The organism is Streptomyces sp. TP-A0874 (assembly GCF_001748085.1).
Taxonomy (GTDB): Bacteria; Actinomycetota; Actinomycetes; order Streptomycetales; family Streptomycetaceae; genus Streptomyces.
In genome coordinates, this window is record NZ_BBZK01000007.1 from 134,035 (window position 1) to 152,578 (window position 18,544).

An 18,544-nucleotide genomic window follows, 5' to 3' on the forward strand; every position below is an offset into this window, starting at 1 on the left:
TCTACTTGAGCCGGCTCTCGCCAGGGGTGGCGGTGGCTTGGTGGGGGCGCCAGGGGAGTTCGGCGGTGATGGTGGTGCCGTTGTGGGGTGGTGAGGTGATGGTGAGGAGTCCGTCGACGGCGTCGAGGCGTTCGGCGAGGCCGGCGAGTCCGGAGTTGGGGGTGGGGGTGGCGCCGCCTTTGCCGTTGTCGGTGACTTGGAGCATGAGGCGGTTGTGGGTTTGCCAGATGTCGATGGTGGCGTGGGTGGCTTGGGCGTGTTTGCTGATGTTTTGGAGGAGTTCTGAGGTGGTGAAGTAGGTGATGCCTTCGATGGCGGGTGCGGGGCGGGTGGGGAGGTCGACGGTGACGGTGACGGGGGTGGTGCAGCGGGCTGCGAGGGCGGAGAGGGCTGGGCCGAGTCCGCGGTCGGTGAGGATGGCGGGGTGGATGCCGCGGGCGAGGTCGCGGAGTTCTTGGAGGGCGACTTTTACTTCGTTGTGGGCTTCGTCGACCATGTGGGCGGCGGCTTCGGGGTCTTCGAGGAGTTTCTCCTTGGCGAGGCCGAGTTCCATGGCGAGGGCGACGAGGCGGGCTTGGGCTCCGTCGTGGAGGTCGCGTTCGATGCGGCGGAGGTCGGCGGCGGCGGTGTCGACGACGGTGCCCCGATCCGACTCCAGCTCGGCGATCCGCCGCTCCAACTCGTCGGAGGGCGAGAGCAGGCCCCGCACCATCGCCCGGTCCACGTCGGTCTGCCACCTGGCGAGCCAGGGCAGCAGCGGCCAGCCCACGAAGAGCGCGGCCAGGGTGATGGTGAAGGTGACGATCCCCCAGGGGAGACGGATCACGCAGTAGAGCACGTGGCGCCAGCCGACCGGGTCCTGCAGGATCGCCCGGAGCCAGCCGAGGAAGCCGCTCTGTTGGCGGACGACCGGACTCGGCTCGTCGACGTGCAGCGAGAGCAGCAGCCGGGCGCGGGCCCGCTCGAACCTGCCGTACCGCCGCACCTCCAGCAGCCCGACCGCGAGCAGCGGCAGTCCCACCACGGTCAGCGAGAGCAGCGCGCCGGCGTACAGCCACGCCGAGACGTAGACGAACGCGAGCACGCCCGACGGCAGGTTGACCAGCAGGTGGGCGATCTCCCGCCAGCACTGTGCCGAGAGCGGCGGGCGCGGCGGCGGCAGCCGCTCGGTGGCCGGGCCGTCGGCTGCTGCGGCCGGAGGGGCGGGATCAGGCTGGGGCATACCGGCAAGCCTGCCGGGACCGGCGGCGCGGCGCCATGGGGTGGCCAGGGCACCGGACCGGGGGGAAACCCCACCACCGCGGCCCGGTCCCGGGGGTGCCCGAGGGCTGCCCGTCGTCCCCGCCGCCGCGCCCCGGTCCGCCGGGCATGACGCGCGGCCTCCCCGGCCCGGTGCTCGACAGGGAACCCGCTCGTTCACGCGCCGAGTCGTTAGACTCCCGTGCGTACAGATCGTCGAACGGGACAGCCAGGGAGCGAGGGCGGACGTGCTGCCGACCGAGCGCACAGCACCAACCGTCCCGGCGGCGGGCGGCCACGCCGCGGACTACTTCGCCGGCTACTCGGCAGTGGGCCTGCTGGCGCTGGTCGGGGTGGTGTTCGTCGCGGTCGCCTTCGGGGCCGGCCGCCTGCTGCGGCCGGTGGCGCCGACCCGGGAGAAGCTGCTGGCCTACGAGTGCGGGGTGGACCCGGTCGGCGGGGACTGGGCGCACACCCAGATCCGCTACTACGTCTACGCGTTCCTCTACGTCGTCTTCGCGGTGGACTCGATCTTCCTCTTCCCCTGGGCGACGGTCTTCGCCGCCCCCGGCTTCGGCGCCACCACGCTGGTGGAGATGTTCGTCTTCCTCGGCTTCCTCTCCGTCGGACTGCTGTACGCCTGGAAGAAGGGGGTGCTCACGTGGACGTGAACCCCGCACCCGCCGGTGCGAGCGCCGCGCAGCCGCAGCCGCAGCCGCAGCCGCTGCCGGAGCCGCGCCGCCTCGGTGCGCTGGCCCGGCTCGCCCCCGAGCCGATGAAGGTGGTCCTCAACTGGGGTCGGCGGTACAGCCTCTGGGTCTTCAACTTCGGTCTCGCCTGCTGCGCCATCGAGTTCATCGCGGCCTCCATGGCGCGGCACGACTTCATCCGGCTCGGCGTCATCCCGTTCGCGCCGGGCCCCCGCCAGGCGGACCTGATGATCGTCTCGGGCACGGTCACCGACAAGATGGCCCCGGCGGTCAAACGGCTCCACGAGCAGATGCCGGAGCCGAAGTACGTGATCTCCTTCGGGGCCTGCGCCAACTGCGGCGGGCCCTACTGGGACTCCTACTCCGTCACCAAGGGCGTGGACCAGATCATTCCGGTGGATGTGTACGTGCCCGGCTGCCCGCCCCGACCGGAAGCGCTGCTCCAGGGCATCCTCACCCTCCAGGACAAGATCGCCCGGGAGTCGCTCGGAGACCGGTACGCCGCCGGACCGGACGGCCAGCAGCGCGGACCCGGCCGGCGCACACCGACCGACGCGCTCCGCAGCGGCCTGGTCGCGGGGCCGGAAGAGAGCGGGCGGCGGGAGGGCGGGCGGTGACCGAGCGCGGGCCCGGGGAGCCGGAGCGGCCCGGCGGGCCGGAGGACGCCGCCCCGCAGCAGCCGCAGCCGCCGGTCGGTTGGCTACCCGAGGGGGTCGAGAGCCTCTTCGGTCCAGGGGCGACTGCCGAGGAGGCCTACGGACTGCTCACCGTGGACGTACCGGCCGAGCGGTGGCCGGACGCCCTGCGGACCGCCCGGGACCGGCTCGGCTGCAGCTACTTCGACTGGCTGAGCGCCACCCACGAGCCCGAGCAGGGCTTCCTGGTCTGCGCCCACCTGGTCTCGCTCGCCCCCACCGACCCGCGGCGGGGCCGGTTGCGGCGGCTGCTGCTGCGCACGGCCGTGCCCCAGGAGGCCCCCGCGCTGCCGACCGCCACCGATGTCTACGCCGGTGCCGGCTGGCACGAGCGGGAGACCCACGAGATGTTCGGGATCGACTTCACCGGCCATCCGCACCTCGCCCCGCTGCTGCTCCCCGAAGGCTTCGAGGGCCGTCCGCTGCGCAAGGACTTCGTCCTCGCCGCGCGGGTGTCCAAGGCCTGGCCCGGAGCGAAGGAGCCGGGGGAGTCGGAGCACGGAGGCCCCAGGAGGCGGCAGTCGCTGCCCCCCGGGGTCCCGGACCCCAACGAGTGGGGGCCGATGAAGGGCCGACTGCCCCCCGCTGCCGGCCGGACCGGGCGGGGAGCCCGGACGGCAGGGGCCGGCGAGCGCCCCGCCCGCCGGGACCGCTCGGCCGGCGGTGACCGTCCGGCCACCGAGCAGGCGCCGGAAGCGCCGCCGGAGGCCGCTGCCGGCAGGCCGCCCGGCCGGGGCGGGGCCGGAGCCACGGCCCGGCGGCCGCGCCGGAACCGCAGCGCCGGCGAGGGCTCGGCGAGCCAGCGCCCGAGCGGCACCGGAGCGGCTTCCCCCGGCGGTCAGGGCACGGGCGGTGCCACCGCCTCGGACGCGCCATGGCATCATCCGACTCCCGCGTTCGAGGAGCAGCCGCCGCGCCGGCCCGAGCCCGAGCGGCCCGAACCGAGGCCGCGGAAGCCGCAGTCCGGGACCGCCGAGCCGGACGCCTCCGCGGAGCGGGACGAACCGGACAGCGGACAGACAGGGGGCGGAGGGACGTGAACGAGCCGCTCGACCTCGCGCTGCGGCTGCTCGCCGTCTTCGGAGCCTTCCTGCTGCTGCCGCTCCTCGTCGGGCAGGCCGAACACAAGGTCATGGCGCACATGCAGGGCCGGCTCGGCCCCATGCAGGCCGGCGGGTTCCACGGCTGGGCCCAACTGGTCGCGGACGGAGTGAAGTTCTCCCAGAAGGAGGACATCGTGCCGGCCGGCGCCGACCGCCGGATCTTCCAACTCGCCCCCGCCGTCGCGCTGCTGCCCTACCTCCTGGTGCTGCTGGTGATCCCGCTGGGTCCCGGCGGAGCCGTCGGCCAGGCCATCGACGCGGGCGTCTTCTTCGCCCTGGCGGTGATGGGCGTCGGGGTGCTCGGGTCGCTGTTGGCCGGATGGTCCTCGGCGAACAAGTTCTCCCTGCTGGGAGCATTGCGTACCGCGGCGCAACTGCTCGCCTACGAGCTGCCGCTGCTGCTCAGCGCCGGTTCGGTGGCCATGGCCGCGGGCACCGTCTCGCTGGTCGGCATCCTGGACGGGTTCCAGTGGTGGTGGGTGCCCTGGCAGCTCGTCGGCGGGGTGGTGTTCTTCACCGCCGGACTCGCGGAGTTGCAGCGCCCTCCGTTCGACATGCCCGTCGCCGACTCCGAGATCATCTTCGGCGCCTACACCGAGTACACGGGCCTGCGCTTCGCGCTCTTCCTCCTCGCCGAGTACGCGGGCATCGTGGTGCTCTGCGGGCTGACCACCGTCCTCTTCCTCGGCGGCTGGCACGGCCCGCCGGGCCTCTCCGGCCTCGGCTGGCTGTGGACGCTGCTGAAGAGCGCCGTACTGGCCTTCGGCGTCATCTGGCTGCGGGTCAGCTATCCGCGGCTGCGGGAGGACCAGTTGCAGAGGTTGGCCTGGACGGCGCTCGTGCCGCTCGCCCTGCTCCAGATCGCACTCACCGGCGTCGTCAAGGTGGTGGTCTCGTAGTGTCGTTGCCCGGCAGCGGCCTCGCCAAAGGGCTGGCCGTCACCCTCCGCACCATGACCCGGCGCTCGCACACCGCGCGGTACCCGCAGGTGCAGCCCGAACTCCCGCCGCGCTCCCGCGGCGTGATCGCGCTGTTCGAGGAGAACTGCACGGTCTGCATGCTGTGTGCGCGGGAGTGCCCCGACTGGTGCATCTACATCGACTCGCACAAGGAGACCGTGCCGCCGGCCGCGCCCGGCGGGCGGGAGCGCAGCCGCAACGTGCTGGACCGCTTCGCCATCGACTTCGCCCTCTGCATGTACTGCGGCATCTGCGTCGAGGTGTGCCCCTTCGACGCGCTCTTCTGGTCGCCGGAGTTCGAGTACGCCGAGACCGACATCCGGGAACTCACCCACGAGCGGGACCGGCTACGCGAGTGGATGTGGACGGTGCCGGCGCCGCCCCCGCTCGACCCGGCGGCCGAGGAACCGAAGGAGATCGCCGCGGCGCGCCGGACCGCCGAGAAGCTGGCCGCCGAGCAGGCCGCCCGGGAGACGGCGGACCGAGCGGACCAGGCTCACCCCGGCCCGGGGCGGACGGAGGAGGACGGCGAGTGACCGCCCTGGCCGCCGGCCCGCCCGGATTCCTCTCCCCGACCGGGGTCGAGATCGTCTTCGTCCTCGTCGGCCTGGTCACGCTCGGCGCGGCCCTGGTCACGGTCACCACCCGGCAGCTGGTGCACGCCGCCGGCTGGCTGGTGGTGGCGCTCGGCGGGCTCGCGGTCGAGTACCTGCTGCTGACCGCGGAGTTCATCGCCTGGGTGCAGGTGCTGATCTACGTCGGCTCGGTCGTGGTGCTGCTGCTGTTCGGGCTGATGCTCACCCGGGCGCCCATCGGCCCCTCCCCGGACGCCGACTCCGGCAACCGCCGGACGGCCGCCGCCGTGGCCGCGGCAGCCGCCGCGGCGCTGGTCTGGGTGGTCGTCGACGCCTTCCGCACCACCTGGATCGGGCTCGACGGCGCCGCGGCGGGCTCCACCGAGGTCACCGGGCACTTCCTCTTCCGCCACTGGGTACTGCCGTTCGAGGCGCTCTCCGTGCTGCTCCTCGCCGCACTCATCGGGGCGATCGTCCTCTCCCGCAAGAGAAACCCGTCCAGCGGTCGCAGGAGCGACCCTGCCGGCGACAAGGAGCAGCGCTGATGCATCTCGCCTACCCAGCCGTGCTGGCCGTGCTGCTCTTCTGCACCGGCGTCTACGGCGTGCTGGCCCGGCGCAACGTGATCCTCGTCCTGATGTCCGTGGAGCTCATGCTGGGCGGCGTCAACCTCAACCTCGTCGCCTTCGACGTCTGGCTGCGCGACACGCTCCACTCCGGGCAGGCGCTGACCCTGTTCACCATCACCATCGCCGCCGCGGAACTCGGCATCGGGCTGGCGATCGTCCTGCTGGTCCACCGCGGCCGCGGCAGCTTCGGCATCGACCGGCTCACCGAGCTCGCCGAGCCCGGCGGCGGAACCGGCCGAGGCGGCGGCGGGCGCTCCGGGTCGGACCGTCACGCCGCGCCGGGCTCCCAGCGGGCGGAGGCCACCGCGTGACCACCACCGCCCTCGCCGTCCTGGTACCGCTCCTGCCGTTCCTCGGTGCCCTCGCGGGGCTCCTGCTGGGCCGGCGGGTCCCCGGACTCGTCCAGCCGCTCGCCGTCCTCCCCACCGCGACCTCCGCCGTCCTCGCCGCCCTGGTGGCGCTGCGCCAGGGCGGCGGGGAGACGGTCGACGCCGCCACCCGCCTCACCCCCACCGGCTCCGTCCCCATCGACCTGGCCGTGCGCATCGACGGGTTCGCCGCACTCGTCGCGGTCCTGGTCGGCCTGGTCGCGCTCTGCGTCCAGCTCTACTCGACCGGCTACCTCCGCGAGGACCCCCGCTACGGTTCCTACGCCGCGCTCGTCTCCCTGTTCACCTCGGCGATGCTGCTGGTCGTCTACTCCGGTGATCTGATGGTGCTGCTGGTGGGCTGGGAGGTCATGGGCGTCTGCTCGTACTTCCTGGTCGGCCACTACTGGGAGACACCGGCCGCCCGGTCCGCCGCGCTCAAGGCGTTCCTGGTCACCAAGTTGGGCGATGTGCCGTTCCTCATCGGCCTGTTCGCCCTCGCCTCCGAAGCGGGCACCTTCCGGATCTCGGGGGTGCTCACCGCCGCCGCCTCCGGTGGCGGACTCGACCACCCGACCCTGATCGCGCTGCTGCTGCTCGCCGGCGTGGCCGGCAAGTCCGCGCAGTTCCCGCTGCACACCTGGCTGCCCGACGCGATGGCCGGCCCCACCCCGGTCTCCGCGCTGATCCACGCCGCGACGATGGTCGCCGCAGGCGTCTACCTCATCGCCCGGTTGCTGCCGGTCTTCGCCGCCTCCGCCGCCGCACTGCTCGTCCTCGCCGCGCTCGCCGCCGTCACCATGGTCGGCTCGGCGCTCGCCGCACTCGCCCAGGACGACATCAAACGCGTCCTCGCCTACTCCACCATCGGCCAACTCGGCTACATGACCGGTGCGCTCGCCGTCGGAGACCGGGGAGCCGCCGTCTTCCACCTGCTCAGCCACGGCGCCTTCAAGGCGCTGCTCTTCCTCGGCGCGGGGGTGGTCATCCACGCCGCCGGCACCAACTCGCTCGCCGCGATGGGCCGGATCGGCGGGCTCTCCCGGCGGATCCCCGACGCCTACTGGACGATGACCGTCGCCCTGCTGGCGCTCGCCGCCATCCCGCCGTTCGCCGGCTTCTTCTCCAAGGAGGCGGTGCTGGCCGCCGCCGAACGCGCTGCCGCCGGCGGCAGTGCCGACGTGCCCTCGGCCGCGGGCTGGACGGTACTGCTCGCCGGCCTGCTCACCGCCCTGCTCACCGCCGCCTACGCGGCCCGGCTCTGGCTCCTCGCCTTCCACGGCAAGGGACTGCCCGCCCCCGACCACGGCCGGCAGCCGGTGGTGATGAACGCCGTGCTGTGGGTGCTCTTCCTGCCGACCGCCGGCCTCGGCCTCGCCGCAGGCGCACTGCCGGGCTGGTTCGACGGCCGCCCGCTCAGCCCCACCCTCACCACCTCGGTGCTGGGCGTCGGGCTCGCCGTGGCCGGTCTGCTGGTCACCTACGGCGCCTGGCTCCACACCACCGCCCGCGCCCGGCTCGCGACACCGATAGGCGCGGTCGCCGCCCACCCGGAGGCCGACCCGGCGACATCCGAGGTCGAGGCCATCGCCACCCACCGGCAGGCCTACGGCGACATCGCCGCCGCGGACGACCCGGCCGACCCCGGGCGGTTCCTCCTCGGCCCGCTGCACCGGCCGGCCGCCTCCGGCTTCCACCTCGACGCCCTCTACACCGCGCTCTTCGTCAGCCCCGTGCGGGCCGCCGCCCGGCTGGTGCGCTTCCTGGACCGCGAGGTGGTCGACTTCTACGTGCACGGCGCCGCCCTCGCCCCCGGCCTGCTGGGTGCGGCCGTACGCCGCAGCCAGACCGGCAACGTGCAGACCTACCTCGGCGTCCTGTTCGCCGGCTCCCTCGTCCTGACGGTAGCCGCCGTCCTCGGCACCACCGGAGCGTGACCCGTGAGTGGCCTTCTCAACGACACCGTGCTGGGGTACCTGCTGGTGGCCGTCGTCCTCCTGCCGCTGGCCGGCGCGGTGGCCGCGCTGCTGCCCGCCCCGCCGGGCCTGCGCGGCCGCGGGCCCGAGCAGGCCGTCCTCCGCCACGGGGTGACCGTGACCGGCGCGGTCCTCGTGCTCACCGCCGTACTCGCCGCCGGCTTCGACCACCACCGTCCGGCCACCATGCAGGCGACCGTGGACACGAGCTGGATCCCCGCCCTCGGCACCCGGATCCACCTGGGGGTGGACGGCGTCTCCCTGCCACTGCTGGTGCTCACCGCGCTGCTCACCTTCCTCGCCGCGCTCCACAGCTACTTCAACAAGCCGGCGGGCCCGTCCGCAAAGGGCTTCGTCGCGCTGGTCCTCCTGCTGGAGGCCGGCACCCTCGCCTCCTTCGCCGTCCTCGACCTGCTGCTGTTCTTCCTGGCCTTCGAGACGGTGCTGATACCGATGTACTTCCTGATCGCCCGCTGGGGCGGCGACGGTCGGGAGCGGTCCGCCTGGAAGTTCATCCTCTACACCTTCCTCGGCTCCGTCGTGATGCTGCTCGGCTTCCTCCTCGTGGGGACCGAGGCCGGCACCTTCGACATGGTCGCGCTGGCCGGCGACGACGGAGCGTCGCTGGGGCACACCACCCAACTGCTCGCCGCCCTGGCCATCGGGATCGGCCTCGCCGTGAAGACCCCGATGTGGCCGCTGCACAGCTGGCTGCCGGACGCCCACACCGCCGCGCCGACCGCCGGCTCCGTGCTCCTCGCCGGGGTCCTGCTGAAGATGGGCACCTACGGCCTGGTCCGGATCGTGCTGCCGGTCACCCCGGACGGCGCCCGCACGCTCGCCCCCTACCTGGGGGCGCTCGCCGTGACCGGGATCGTCTACGGCAGCCTCGCCTGCCTGGCGCTGGCCCGCACCGGAGCGGGCGGCGACCTCAAGCGGCTGATCGCCTTCTCCTCGATCGGCCACATGGGCTTCGTCCTGCTGGGGATCGCCACGCTCACCCCGACCGGCGTCAACGGCGCCCTCTTCGCCAACATCGGGCACGGCCTCATCACCGGCCTGCTGTTCTTCCTCGTCGGCGGGGTGAAGGAGCGCTACGGGACCACCGACCTCGACCGGCTCGCCGGCCGGACCGGCGGCGCGCTCTACGGCCGGGCACCGCGCCTGGGCGGACTGCTGGCCTTCGGCGCCATCGCCTCGCTGGGCCTGCCCGGACTCGCCGGCTTCTGGGGCGAGATGCTCACGATGTTCGGGGCGTTCCGGCCGGCCGAGGGCCTCAGCCGGCCGGCGTTCCTCGCCTTCATGGGCATCGCGGCCTTCGGCACCCTGCTCACCGCCGGATACCTCCTGCTCGTGGTGGGGCGGGTCTGCATGGGGGAGCCGGCGGCCGAACCGTCGCGCGCCGCCGCGCCGTCCGGTGTCGCCCGGTCGGGGGCCGGCGCGGGGCCCTCGGCGTCGGCTGCCCACCGGCCCGGCAGCATGGCGGGGGCGGCGGCCGAGCCCCGGCTGCTCGACGTCCGCCGGTACGAGCTGGCCGCCTGGAGCCCGCTCGTCGCCCTGACCGTGCTGGCCGGACTCTGGCCCGCGGCCATCCTCGGTCTCACCGACCCGGCCGTCCGGAACCTCCTCGGCGGGGGTGGCTGATGGCTCGCACCGCACAGGGCGCGTACCAGGATCTGCACCAGACGCTGGCCCAGGCCGGGGAACAGGCACAGGCCCTCCCCCCGCACTTCGCGCCGCAGCACCTGGCGGGCGATCTCGTCCAGTCGGTGGACTGGACGGCCGTCGCACCGCCGGTCATCGCCGCCGTCACCGGCCTGGTCGTCCTGGTGGCCGACCTCTTCCTCCCGGACCGGCGGAAGCCGCTGCTTGGCTGGACGGCCGTGCTGGGGCTGGCCCTCGCCGCCCTCTCCCTGCTCCCGCTCACCGGAGCTGAGCGCCGCACCTTCTGCCTCACCGCCGAGGCTGCCACCTGCGGTTACGTGGCCGACGGCTTCACCCTCGCCATCCAGCTCCTGGTGCTGGGCGGGGCGCTGCTGACCGCGCTGCCGTCGGTGGACTCGGTACCGGATCTGAGGCTTCCGGCAGGGGAGTACTGGTTCCTGCTGCTCTCCTCCGCGGCCGGCGCCGCACTGCTCCCGGCCGCCCGCGACCTGGTGACGCTGGTGGTCGCCCTGGAGATCGTCTCGCTGCCCGCCTTCGCCCTCGTCGGGCTGCGCCGGGGCGAGCGGCTCTCCGCCGAGGCGGCGCTGAAGTTCTTCCTCTCGTCCGTCACCGCCACGGCCGTCACCCTGCTGGGCACCAGCTTCGTCTACGCGGTCACCGGCTCGATGCACTTCTCCGCGGTGGCCCACGGCCTGGCCCACCCGCCGCCCGGACTGTCCACCCTGGCCGCCACCGGGGTGGTGCTGACCCTGGTCGGCTTCGCCTTCAAGGTGGCCGTCGTCCCCTTCCACTTCTGGGTGCCGGACACCTACGTCGGCGCACCGCTGCCGGTCGCCGGCTACCTCTCGGTGGTGGGCAAGGCGGCGGGCTTCAGCGGCCTCATCCTGCTCACCGTGCTCGCCTTCCCCAGCCGTGCCGCGACCTGGGGGCCGCTGCTCGCCGCGCTGGCCGCGCTCACCATGACCGTGGGCAACGTCGCCGCACTGCGGCAGCGCCCGGAGTCCGCGCAGAGCGCGGTACGGCTGCTGGCCTGGTCCTCCATCGGCCAGGCCGGCTACCTGCTGGTGCCGATCGCCGCCGCCGGTTACGGCGGCGATCCGCTGCGGGCCGTGGGATCGACGGTGGCCTACGCGCTGATGTACGCCGCCGTGAACCTCGGCGCCTTCGCCGTCGTCGCTCTGGTCGGCCGCTCCGGGGGCGGTCACCGGATCGCGGACCACCGGGGGATGGCGGCGCACCGGCTGCCCGCCGCGCTGGCGCTCGGCTTCTTCCTGCTCTGCCTGGCCGGTCTGCCCCCCGGGGTCATCGGCCTGTTCGCCAAGGTGACCGTCTTCCGGGTCGCCCTCGACGCCGGCCTCGGCTGGTTGGCGGTGGTGATGGCGGTGAACGTGGTGATCGCCCTCTACTACTACCTCCAGTGGACGGCGGTCCTCTTCCGGGCCCCGGCCACCAGCCTCCCGACCCCGTACCCGGGCTCCGGCGGCCCGGACCGGACCGCCGGAGGGGGCACCGGTGCGGAGAGCCCCGACCTCGCCGCCGACCGGCCGGTGGCCGTCGCGCCACCCGAGGCAGCCGGGACTCCGGCGACCGGCGGCCCGGCCGCGCCGCGGGCCACCGCGGTCGCCATCGCCCTCGCCGCCGGGATCGGCCTGGCCCTCTCCGGGGCGCCGCAGCTCGTACTCCGTTTCGCCGCCACCGCCCTGTTCTGAGAGGTTCCGCCCGACAGCGCGCACCCGCCCGGGCCCCTGGCCGCGGTCCCGCTGACCTCGCCCCGCCTCCAGAGGCGGGGGTAACCCGGGGGAACCCGCGGCCGGTGTCCACCGTTGTCCGGTACGGAGGGCCCCCGCCGAGCGGCGGCGCCCCTTCCCGGACTGGTTCCCCTGCTCGCACTACCAGGAGGGCGTACCGTGCATCGTCGGCACAACGGGCTGAAGACCGCCGTCCTCCTCGGCGGCCTCTCGGCACTCATCCTGGTCATCGGCGGCTTCTTCGGACGCACCGGCCTGATCATCGCCCTTCTGGTGGCGCTCGGCACCAACGCGTACGCGTACTGGAACAGCGACAAGCTGGCGCTGCGTGCGATGCGCGCCCGACCGGTCAGCGAGTTCGAGGCGCCGGGCCTCTACCGGATGGTGCGGGAACTCTCCACCGCCGCCCGCCAGCCGATGCCCCGCCTCTACATCTCCCCCACCCAGGCACCGAACGCCTTCGCCACCGGCCGCAACCCCCGCAATGCCGCGGTCTGCTGCACCGACGGCATCCTCCGGCTGCTCGACGAGCGCGAGCTGCGCGGTGTCATCGGCCACGAACTCAGCCACGTCTACAACCGGGACATCCTCATCTCCTCCGTCGCCGGGGCGCTCGCCTCGGTGGTGATGTTCCTGGTGAACTTCGCCTGGCTGATCCCCTTCGGCCGCTCCGAGGACGACGACGGACCGGGCATCTTCGGAATGCTGCTGATCATGATCCTCGGGCCGTTGGCCGCCACGGTGATCCAACTGGCCGTCAGCCGGGCGCGGGAGTACGAGGCGGACGCCTCCGGCGCCCAACTGACCGGCGACCCGCTGGCCCTCGCCGACGCGCTGCGCAAGCTGGAAGCCGGCACCCAGCAGCTGCCGCTGCCGCCCGAGCCGCAGTTGGAGACCGCGAGCCATCTGATGATCGCCAACCCGTTCCGGCCCGGCGACGGCATGTCGAGGTTCTTCTCCACCCACCCGCCGATGGCCGAGCGCATCGCCCGCCTGGAACGGATGGCCGGCCGCGGCTACTGAGACGGGCGGCGCGCCGGACGGAATCGGTACGTGGAAGGCACGCCACCGAGACGACGAGGTGCGAGGGTGGAAGTGTGAAGACTCTGCTGAACCTCCTCTGGCTGGTGCTCTCCGGCTTCTGGCTCGCCCTCGGCTACGTCCTGGCCGGCATCATCTGCTGTCTGCTCATCGTCACGATCCCGTTCGGGATCGCCAGCTTCCGGATAGCCGGATACGCGCTGTGGCCCTTCGGCCGCACCACCGTCGAGCGGCGGGACGCGGGTGTCGGCTCGGCCGTCGGCAACGTCCTGTGGATCATCTTCGCCGGCTGGTGGCTGGCGCTGGGACACCTCATCGGCGGCATCGGCCTCTGCCTGACGATCATCGGCATCCCGTTCGGGATCGCCAACTTCAAGATGCTGCCGATCTCCCTGATGCCGCTGGGCCGCGAGATCGTGCCCACCGACCGGCCCTTCGCCACCGGCTGAGCCGGTGTCCGGTGCTGCTCGACGGCCGGTTCGAGGGGGTCTCAAGTGCCATCATGTACATCCCGTCAAGTGTTCCCCGGTACAGCAGGCGAAAAGTACTCTGTGACGTACATGCACTTGCACGTGCACATGTGCTTGCATACGAACTCGGACAGTGATGGACCTGAAGGCGGTGGTCGGGGATGCAGCCTGCTGAGGATGGTCTGTATCCCGGGGAGCCGGTCGGACGTGAGAACCTTCTCGTCCAACTCGAAGAGGCGTTGCGCACCGGCGGCCGGGCAGCTCTGATCGGTGCCGCGGGCAGCGGCAAGACCACCGTCGCCGCCGCCCTGGAAGCCCGCGCCAAGGCCCGGCGGGAGACCGTCCTCCGCATCACCGCCCACCCCCCGCAGCCACCCCGGCCCCAGGTCGTCGCCTGCCCGCCGCCCCCCGGGGCGGCGGGCCTCGCCGCTCAGGCCCCGCTCGGCACCGGCCGGGCCCCGGAAGGCACCGAGGAACGACGCCCGACGGCGCCGAAGACGATGACCGCGGACGCCGCTCAGGCCCTGCTGGCCGCGCTCCGCAAGGCCCCGGCCCCCGGCGCGCCGATGCTGCTGATCCTTGACGACGCCCAGTGGCTGGTCGCCCCTCGGCCCACCGCACCGAGCCCCGCGGAACCGCCCGCCCACCACCCGGGAAGCGACCCCCGAGGCGGCACCGGATCCGCCGCGGACGGCGACACCGCCACGAGCGACCCGCTGCGGCAGGCCCTCGCCCGCCCCCTGCCGCCCGGCCTCCGGCTGCTCGTCCTCGGGCGCCCGCCCGCCGCCCGCCGGATCGCCCAGGAGATATGCGGCGTCGCCGGAGTGCGGACGCTGCCGCTGCCTCCGCTGGACGACGAGGGCATCACCGAACTACTGATCCATCGCAATCTGCCGATCGGACCGGCCGGGCGGATCCACCGGGCCAGCGGCGGCAACCCGCGCCTCGCCCTCGCCCTGGCCGGTTCCGCGGCGGACTCCGCCCCGGCCACCCTCTGCGGGGAGTCGGCGGTCCGCGGACCGGCCGGAGCCGCCGCCCGGGAGCTGCTGGCCGCCGTCTCCGGCCAGGTACGGCGGACCCTGCTGCGGGCCGCACTGGCCAGCCGGCCCACGGTGGGCACCATCCGCCGCTCCGGCCGGCACGAGGCCGAGGGCGAACTGGCCGCCGCCGAGGCCGCCGGACTCGTCACTGTCTCGGTCGACGGACGCGTCGCCTTCACCGCCGGCCTGCTGCCCGCCGCGCTCGCCGCCGACGCGGACCCTGCCGAGCGCGCCGCCTGCCACGCCGAACTCGCCACCGCGGTGGACGACCCGCTGGAAGTGATCAGGCACCGCGCCCTCACTGTCGACTACGCCGACGGCGAACTCGCCGTCGAACTCACCGCGGCGGCCGCCGCCGGCCGGCGCCGCGGAGACGGCGCACGCGCCGCCGAACTCGGACTCCTCGCCGCCGAGCGCACCCCCGCGGACCGTCCCGCCGCCGCGCTGGCCCGGCTGGTGGCCGCCGCAGGCGACGCCGGCCGCGCCGGTCGCCCCGACCTCGCCCGGCGCGCCGCCGACGCCATCCTCGCCCGCGACGCCAGCCCCGCCGACCGGGTGTGGGCCCGTCTGGCCATCGCCGACACCGCCGGCCAGGGCCTCGCCGGACTGGACGAGATCTACACCCAGGCGCTCGCCGACGCCGGAGACGATCCCCGGCTGCGCGCAGCGGTGCAACTCCGGCTCACCTGGAAGCTGCTGCTCTCCGACGGCGATCCGGTCGGGGCCCGGCAAGCCGCCGTCGAGGCCGGCACCATCGCCGCGGCCGAAGGCGACCACGAGCTGGCGGCGATGGCCCTCACCGCCAGGGCCAGAATGGGCCGGATCCTCGGAGACCCGGACGCCGAGCGAGTACTCGCCGAAGCCCAGGCCCTCGAAGCCTCCGTGGTCTCCTCCGGGCTGCACAACTCGGCCCGCATCCTCGCCATCCGCCACGCCCTCTTCGACGACCGGCTGGCGGAGGCCCGGGCGAGGCTCCTCGCGCTGCTGCCCACCGTGGAGCGGGCCGGCATGGCCGAAGACCTGATCGAGGTGCTCCGCACCCTCTCCGAGACCTCCTCCCGCTGGGGCCGCTGCAAGGAGGCCCTCAACTACGCCCGCCGGGCTATCACCCTCACCAACGAGGCGGGGCTCTCGCCCGGACCGGCCCGGTTCACCGCTGCCATGGCGGAGTCGGCCGGCGGCCGGTTCGACCGGGCGATGGACCACGCCCGGCGCGGGGTGTGGGCGTCGGAGAAGGAACAGGACCAGATGTTCCTGGCCCGCAACCTCTACGCCCTGGGCCGTACCCAGTTGGTGTCCGGAGACCCCCGGGCCGCCGTGCGGACGCTGAGCCGGGTCGGCGAACTCGGCATCGGCAAGCTGATCGTCGACCCTTCGATGCTGCGCTGGCAGGAGGAGCTGGCCGAAGCCCTGGTGCACGCCGGGGACCTGGAGCACGCCGAGCACCTCCTCGGCCGGGTGCGGCCGACGGCCGAGCGGCTGGGCCGGCACTCGGTGCTCGCCGCGCTGGACCGTGCGGAGGCGCTGCTAGCGGCGGCCGCCGGCTCCACCGAAACCGCGGTGGAACTGCTGGGGCAGGCGTTGAGCCGCTTCTCCCAACTGGAACTCCCGCTGGAGCGGGGACGCACGCTGCTGGCCCTCGCCGCGGTCGACGTCTCCCGGGGCGAGCCCGAACTCGCCCGCTCCGCGCTCCGGGAGGCGGCCCGCGTCTTCACCAGGACGAACGCCGCCCCCTGGCTGGAGCTGGCCGACCGGGCCGCGGCCGGATAGGCCCACCGGCGGCGGAGGGCGGGCGGTGGGCGGACGGGGGCGGGTCGTCGATGGGCTTCGGCGACCCGCCCCTCATCCGCGGCTCAGTCGGACCGGTGCGCTCCGCCGGTTGCCCGGGCGCTCACCGGTAGTTGACGAACTGGACCGCGAAGTCGAAGTCCTCGCCCTTGACCAGCTGCTGCACGGCCTGGAGGGCGTCACGGCTCTTGGACGACACCCGCAGTTCGTCGCCCTGCACCTGCGCCTTGACCCCCTTGGGACCCTCGTCCCGGATCAGCTTGGCGATCTTCTTGGCGTTCTCCTGGGAGATGCCCTCCTGCATCGAGGCGAAGATCTTGTACTCCTTGCCGGAGGGCTGGGGCTCGTCGGCCTCCAGGGCCTTGAGCGAGATGCCCCGCCGCACCAGCTTGGACTGGAAGACGTCGAGGATCGCCTTCACCCGCTCCTCGGAGTTCGCCTGCATCAGGATCTTCTCGCCCGACCAGGAGATGGATGCGCCGACGTTCCTGAAGTCGTAACGCTGCGAGATCTCTTTCGCGGCCTGGTTGAGGGCGTTGTCGACCTCCTGCCGCTCGACCTTCGAGACGATGTCGAAACTGGAGTCGGCCATGTTGAGTTGGCTCCTCGTGGATAGTCGTGAGTTGGAGAGTGCGAAACGCGGGCCCAACCGGCCCGCCGCGACAAGCCTAAGCGCTGTCCCGCGATCCCCGGCGGCCGCACGACGGCCGCCGGGGCGCCGCGCCGCCTTGCCGGAACAGCCAGAGCGACCCCCGCACGGCGGGCCACCTCCGCCTTGCGGCGTAGCGCGTCCGGGACGCCGTGCGCTGATCCACCGGGGAGCCGGAACAGCCCTGGCTGCCGAGGTGGGGAGCGCCCTGTTCGGCGTTCGACGGGCGTGCGCGGTGGCCCCGTACGCGAGCCCGGAGCGGAGGTCGGGCTGATCCGTTCCGGTGATCAACCGGGTAGCGGACCACCCCTCCCCATCGGGTATGGTTTACGTCGTTGCGAGGAACCCGCCGGGGCGGATTCGGAGCAGCGTTCTAGGCGGTGTGCCCGAGCGGCCAAAGGGAGCAGACTGTAAATCTGCCGGCTCAGCCTTCCAAGGTTCGAATCCTTGCGCCGCCACAGGAACAGAAGGGCCTGTGACCAGCAGAAACGCTGATCACAGGCCCTTCGTCGTTTCCGGGGTCCGCGGCTGCCGCCCGGGCGGTTCGTGCTCTGTGTCTCACCCCGGACGGCCTGCTGACCAGCTCGTGGGGACGCCGTGGAGTGGGACGGCGCTCGCCCAGAGGGGACGGTGGTTGGCTGTACCGAACCACCGGCATGGCGACCAGCCGGCGGAGGCGGAAGGCGTCTGACGCCACCGGTCGGTAACCAGCGCCAGACGGCAGCAGCGTCCTGAAGCACGCGGGCGCTCGCTGGCGCGGACCGGCGCGGCGACGTCCACTCAGAACAACGGGCCCAGCACGATGACTGCCATCACCAGGGTCACGAGGGCGAAGATGACCAACGCGGCCACCTCGGCGCAGCTGGTGGCGCCGCGCACATCGGAGAGGGTCGCGCTCTGGCGGGGGTTGGCCGGGTCGTAGCGCACGGTGACGGAGCTGCCCTCGCGTACGTAGGCGCCGTACACCTCGAACTCCACCCATCGACCGTTGCTGTCGGTGAAGCCGAAGACCGAGGTCTGCGTTTTGGGCCCCTGTCCGACACCTCGGACGGGCCCCTCTTCGAAGGTGATCCGGAGGCAGCGCCCGGTCGTGGTCAGGCCGTGCTGGCGCCCGCGGCTCTTGGCCTGGAGGCTGCGGGCCAGGGCCAGGGTGATTCCGGCGCTGATGACGAGCACCAGCGGGAGGACGAGGTCGAAGACATCCATCGGCGGAACCTACCTCCGCCGGAGCCGGTCCACCAGGAACCCGAGGGTGCAGCCCACGGCCAGCAACCCGGCCTGGACGAGGACGGCCAAGAGGGTGATCTCGTCGAGGGTGGTGGCCGCGACCAACTGGGCCCCGACCGTCGGTACCAGGCCGGCCACCAGATGGCGGGGCCAGGAGTCGGATGAGGGCTCGCGGTGCACGGCACACGCGGCCCAGGTGGCCAGGGTGAAGGAGACCACCATGGGCAGGTAGACCAGCAGCACCACCTTCACCGGCGACATGGAGTACCACGCCTCCAGGTCCTTACCTGCGATGAGATCCCAGGTCAGCGTGGTGAACAGGGCCTGAGTCACCAGCAGCACGATGATCCCGGCGGCCCAGGGCACCACCAGTTGGAGCAGCCGGGGGCGGCCGGAATCGCCGTATGAGCTGTCGCCACCGTAGTGACCGGAGGGGGTGTTCTGCCTTGAGTAGGACACGGGGCATTCCTCTGCTGGTCGATGCTGCTGACCGGTTGGACGCGGCTCTTGCTAGGGGGGGCGGTGTCAACCGGCTGCCGGCGTCCTGCCCGTTGGGCGAGTTCTCACGGAATCCGTGGTCCGCGGGTGCCGATCCGAGTCGTCCGGGAGCCGGCCCCCGGTGCCGATGCCCGCCGGTGGCCGAGGGCTTCTGGCGACGCCGC

At 73.2% G+C, this 18,544-nt stretch carries 17 protein-coding genes and 1 tRNA gene; 14 read left to right on the forward strand and 4 right to left on the reverse strand.

The features are described 5' to 3' along the window. Window position 1 precedes the first annotated feature (1 nt). A complete protein-coding gene (locus BGP73_RS12840; protein ID WP_069814467.1) occupies window positions 2-1,222 on the reverse strand; it encodes a sensor histidine kinase in 1,221 nt (406 codons plus the stop codon). Window positions 1,223-1,487: 265 nt separating this feature from the next. Here BGP73_RS12840 and BGP73_RS12845 point away from each other — a divergent pair, with 265 nt between their 5' ends. The 13 genes from BGP73_RS12845 (at window position 1,488) to BGP73_RS12905 (ending at window position 15,988) form a co-directional block, all read left to right on the forward strand. After that, window positions 1,488-1,910, forward strand: coding sequence for an NADH-quinone oxidoreductase subunit A (locus tag BGP73_RS12845; protein WP_374701141.1), 423 nt, complete (start codon window positions 1,488-1,490; stop codon window positions 1,908-1,910). Beyond that, complete coding sequence (locus BGP73_RS12850; RefSeq protein ID WP_069814468.1) at window positions 1,901-2,566, forward strand: NADH-quinone oxidoreductase subunit B; 666 nt, start codon at window positions 1,901-1,903, stop codon at window positions 2,564-2,566. The genes BGP73_RS12845 and BGP73_RS12850 overlap by 10 nt, the downstream gene beginning before the upstream one ends. Further along, window positions 2,563-3,684 carry an NADH-quinone oxidoreductase subunit C gene (locus BGP73_RS12855; RefSeq protein ID WP_079127486.1) on the forward strand — a complete coding sequence of 374 codons (1,122 nt, stop codon included), beginning with the start codon at window positions 2,563-2,565 and terminating at the stop codon, window positions 3,682-3,684. The genes BGP73_RS12850 and BGP73_RS12855 overlap by 4 nt, the downstream gene beginning before the upstream one ends. Next, a complete protein-coding gene (locus BGP73_RS12860; protein WP_069814469.1) occupies window positions 3,681-4,646 on the forward strand; it encodes a complex I subunit 1/NuoH family protein in 966 nt (321 codons plus the stop codon). Before BGP73_RS12855 ends, BGP73_RS12860 begins: the two co-directional genes overlap by 4 nt. A 53-nt stretch (window positions 4,647-4,699) precedes the next feature. Continuing rightward, window positions 4,700-5,242: a 4Fe-4S binding protein gene (locus BGP73_RS12865; RefSeq protein WP_069814785.1), complete on the forward strand. Its 543-nt coding sequence runs from the start codon at window positions 4,700-4,702 to the stop codon at window positions 5,240-5,242. Next, window positions 5,239-5,826, forward strand: coding sequence for an NADH-quinone oxidoreductase subunit J family protein (locus tag BGP73_RS12870; protein WP_069814470.1), 588 nt, complete (start codon window positions 5,239-5,241; stop codon window positions 5,824-5,826). The genes BGP73_RS12865 and BGP73_RS12870 overlap by 4 nt, the downstream gene beginning before the upstream one ends. After that, window positions 5,826-6,221, forward strand: coding sequence for an NADH-quinone oxidoreductase subunit NuoK (gene nuoK, locus BGP73_RS12875; RefSeq protein WP_069814471.1), 396 nt, complete (start codon window positions 5,826-5,828; stop codon window positions 6,219-6,221). The genes BGP73_RS12870 and nuoK overlap by 1 nt, the downstream gene beginning before the upstream one ends. Then, a complete protein-coding gene (locus BGP73_RS12880) occupies window positions 6,218-8,215 on the forward strand; it encodes an NADH-quinone oxidoreductase subunit 5 family protein (protein WP_069814472.1) in 1,998 nt (665 codons plus the stop codon). The genes nuoK and BGP73_RS12880 overlap by 4 nt, the downstream gene beginning before the upstream one ends. Window positions 8,216-8,218: 3 nt before the next feature. Beyond that, on the forward strand, window positions 8,219-9,898 hold the full coding sequence (locus BGP73_RS12885) for a complex I subunit 4 family protein (protein ID WP_069814473.1): 1,680 nt from the start codon (window positions 8,219-8,221) through the stop codon (window positions 9,896-9,898). After that, window positions 9,898-11,628: an NADH-quinone oxidoreductase subunit N gene (locus BGP73_RS12890; RefSeq protein ID WP_079127487.1), complete on the forward strand. Its 1,731-nt coding sequence runs from the start codon at window positions 9,898-9,900 to the stop codon at window positions 11,626-11,628. The genes BGP73_RS12885 and BGP73_RS12890 overlap by 1 nt, the downstream gene beginning before the upstream one ends. 198 nt (window positions 11,629-11,826) lie before the next feature. Next, entirely contained in the window at window positions 11,827-12,690 is an 864-nt protein-coding gene (htpX, locus tag BGP73_RS12895) for a zinc metalloprotease HtpX (protein WP_069814474.1), read from the forward strand. A 74-nt stretch (window positions 12,691-12,764) separates the two neighbouring features. Then, entirely contained in the window at window positions 12,765-13,157 is a 393-nt protein-coding gene (locus BGP73_RS12900; protein ID WP_069814475.1) for a YccF domain-containing protein, read from the forward strand. A gap of 182 nt (window positions 13,158-13,339) precedes the next feature. Further along, a complete protein-coding gene (locus tag BGP73_RS12905) occupies window positions 13,340-15,988 on the forward strand; it encodes an AAA family ATPase (protein ID WP_069814476.1) in 2,649 nt (882 codons plus the stop codon). A 121-nt stretch (window positions 15,989-16,109) separates the two neighbouring features. Here BGP73_RS12905 and BGP73_RS12910 read toward each other — a convergent pair whose 3' ends face one another. Next, window positions 16,110-16,598: a YajQ family cyclic di-GMP-binding protein gene (locus BGP73_RS12910; RefSeq protein ID WP_069814477.1), complete on the reverse strand. Its 489-nt coding sequence runs from the start codon at window positions 16,596-16,598 to the stop codon at window positions 16,110-16,112. Between the two features lie 433 nt (window positions 16,599-17,031). Here BGP73_RS12910 and BGP73_RS12915 point away from each other — a divergent pair. Then, window positions 17,032-17,113 (forward strand) — tRNA-Tyr (locus BGP73_RS12915). A 322-nt stretch (window positions 17,114-17,435) separates the two neighbouring features. Here BGP73_RS12915 and BGP73_RS12920 read toward each other — a convergent pair. Together BGP73_RS12920 and BGP73_RS12925 are read right to left on the reverse strand one after the other, a co-directional pair. After that, a complete protein-coding gene (locus BGP73_RS12920; RefSeq protein ID WP_069814478.1) occupies window positions 17,436-17,861 on the reverse strand; it encodes a DUF3592 domain-containing protein in 426 nt (141 codons plus the stop codon). Window positions 17,862-17,870: 9 nt separating this feature from the next. Beyond that, a complete protein-coding gene (locus tag BGP73_RS12925) occupies window positions 17,871-18,341 on the reverse strand; it encodes a hypothetical protein (RefSeq protein ID WP_069814479.1) in 471 nt (156 codons plus the stop codon). Between the last annotated feature and the right edge of the window lie 203 nt (window positions 18,342-18,544).

Bases quoted from the DNA above. Each gene is read 5' to 3' on its own strand.
- BGP73_RS12840 (WP_069814467.1), bottom strand. From the start codon at position 1,222: ATGCCCCAGCCTGATCCCGCCCCTCCGGCCGCAGCAGCCGACGGCCCG.
- BGP73_RS12865 (WP_069814785.1), top strand. From the start codon at position 4,700: ATGACCCGGCGCTCGCACACCGCGCGGTACCCGCAGGTGCAGCCCGAA.
- nuoK (WP_069814471.1), top strand. From the start codon at position 5,826: ATGCATCTCGCCTACCCAGCCGTGCTGGCCGTGCTGCTCTTCTGCACC.
- BGP73_RS12890 (WP_079127487.1), top strand. From the start codon at position 9,898: ATGGCTCGCACCGCACAGGGCGCGTACCAGGATCTGCACCAGACGCTG.
- BGP73_RS12905 (WP_069814476.1), top strand. From the start codon at position 13,340: ATGCAGCCTGCTGAGGATGGTCTGTATCCCGGGGAGCCGGTCGGACGT.
- BGP73_RS12910 (WP_069814477.1), bottom strand. From the start codon at position 16,598: ATGGCCGACTCCAGTTTCGACATCGTCTCGAAGGTCGAGCGGCAGGAG.
- BGP73_RS12920 (WP_069814478.1), bottom strand. From the start codon at position 17,861: ATGGATGTCTTCGACCTCGTCCTCCCGCTGGTGCTCGTCATCAGCGCC.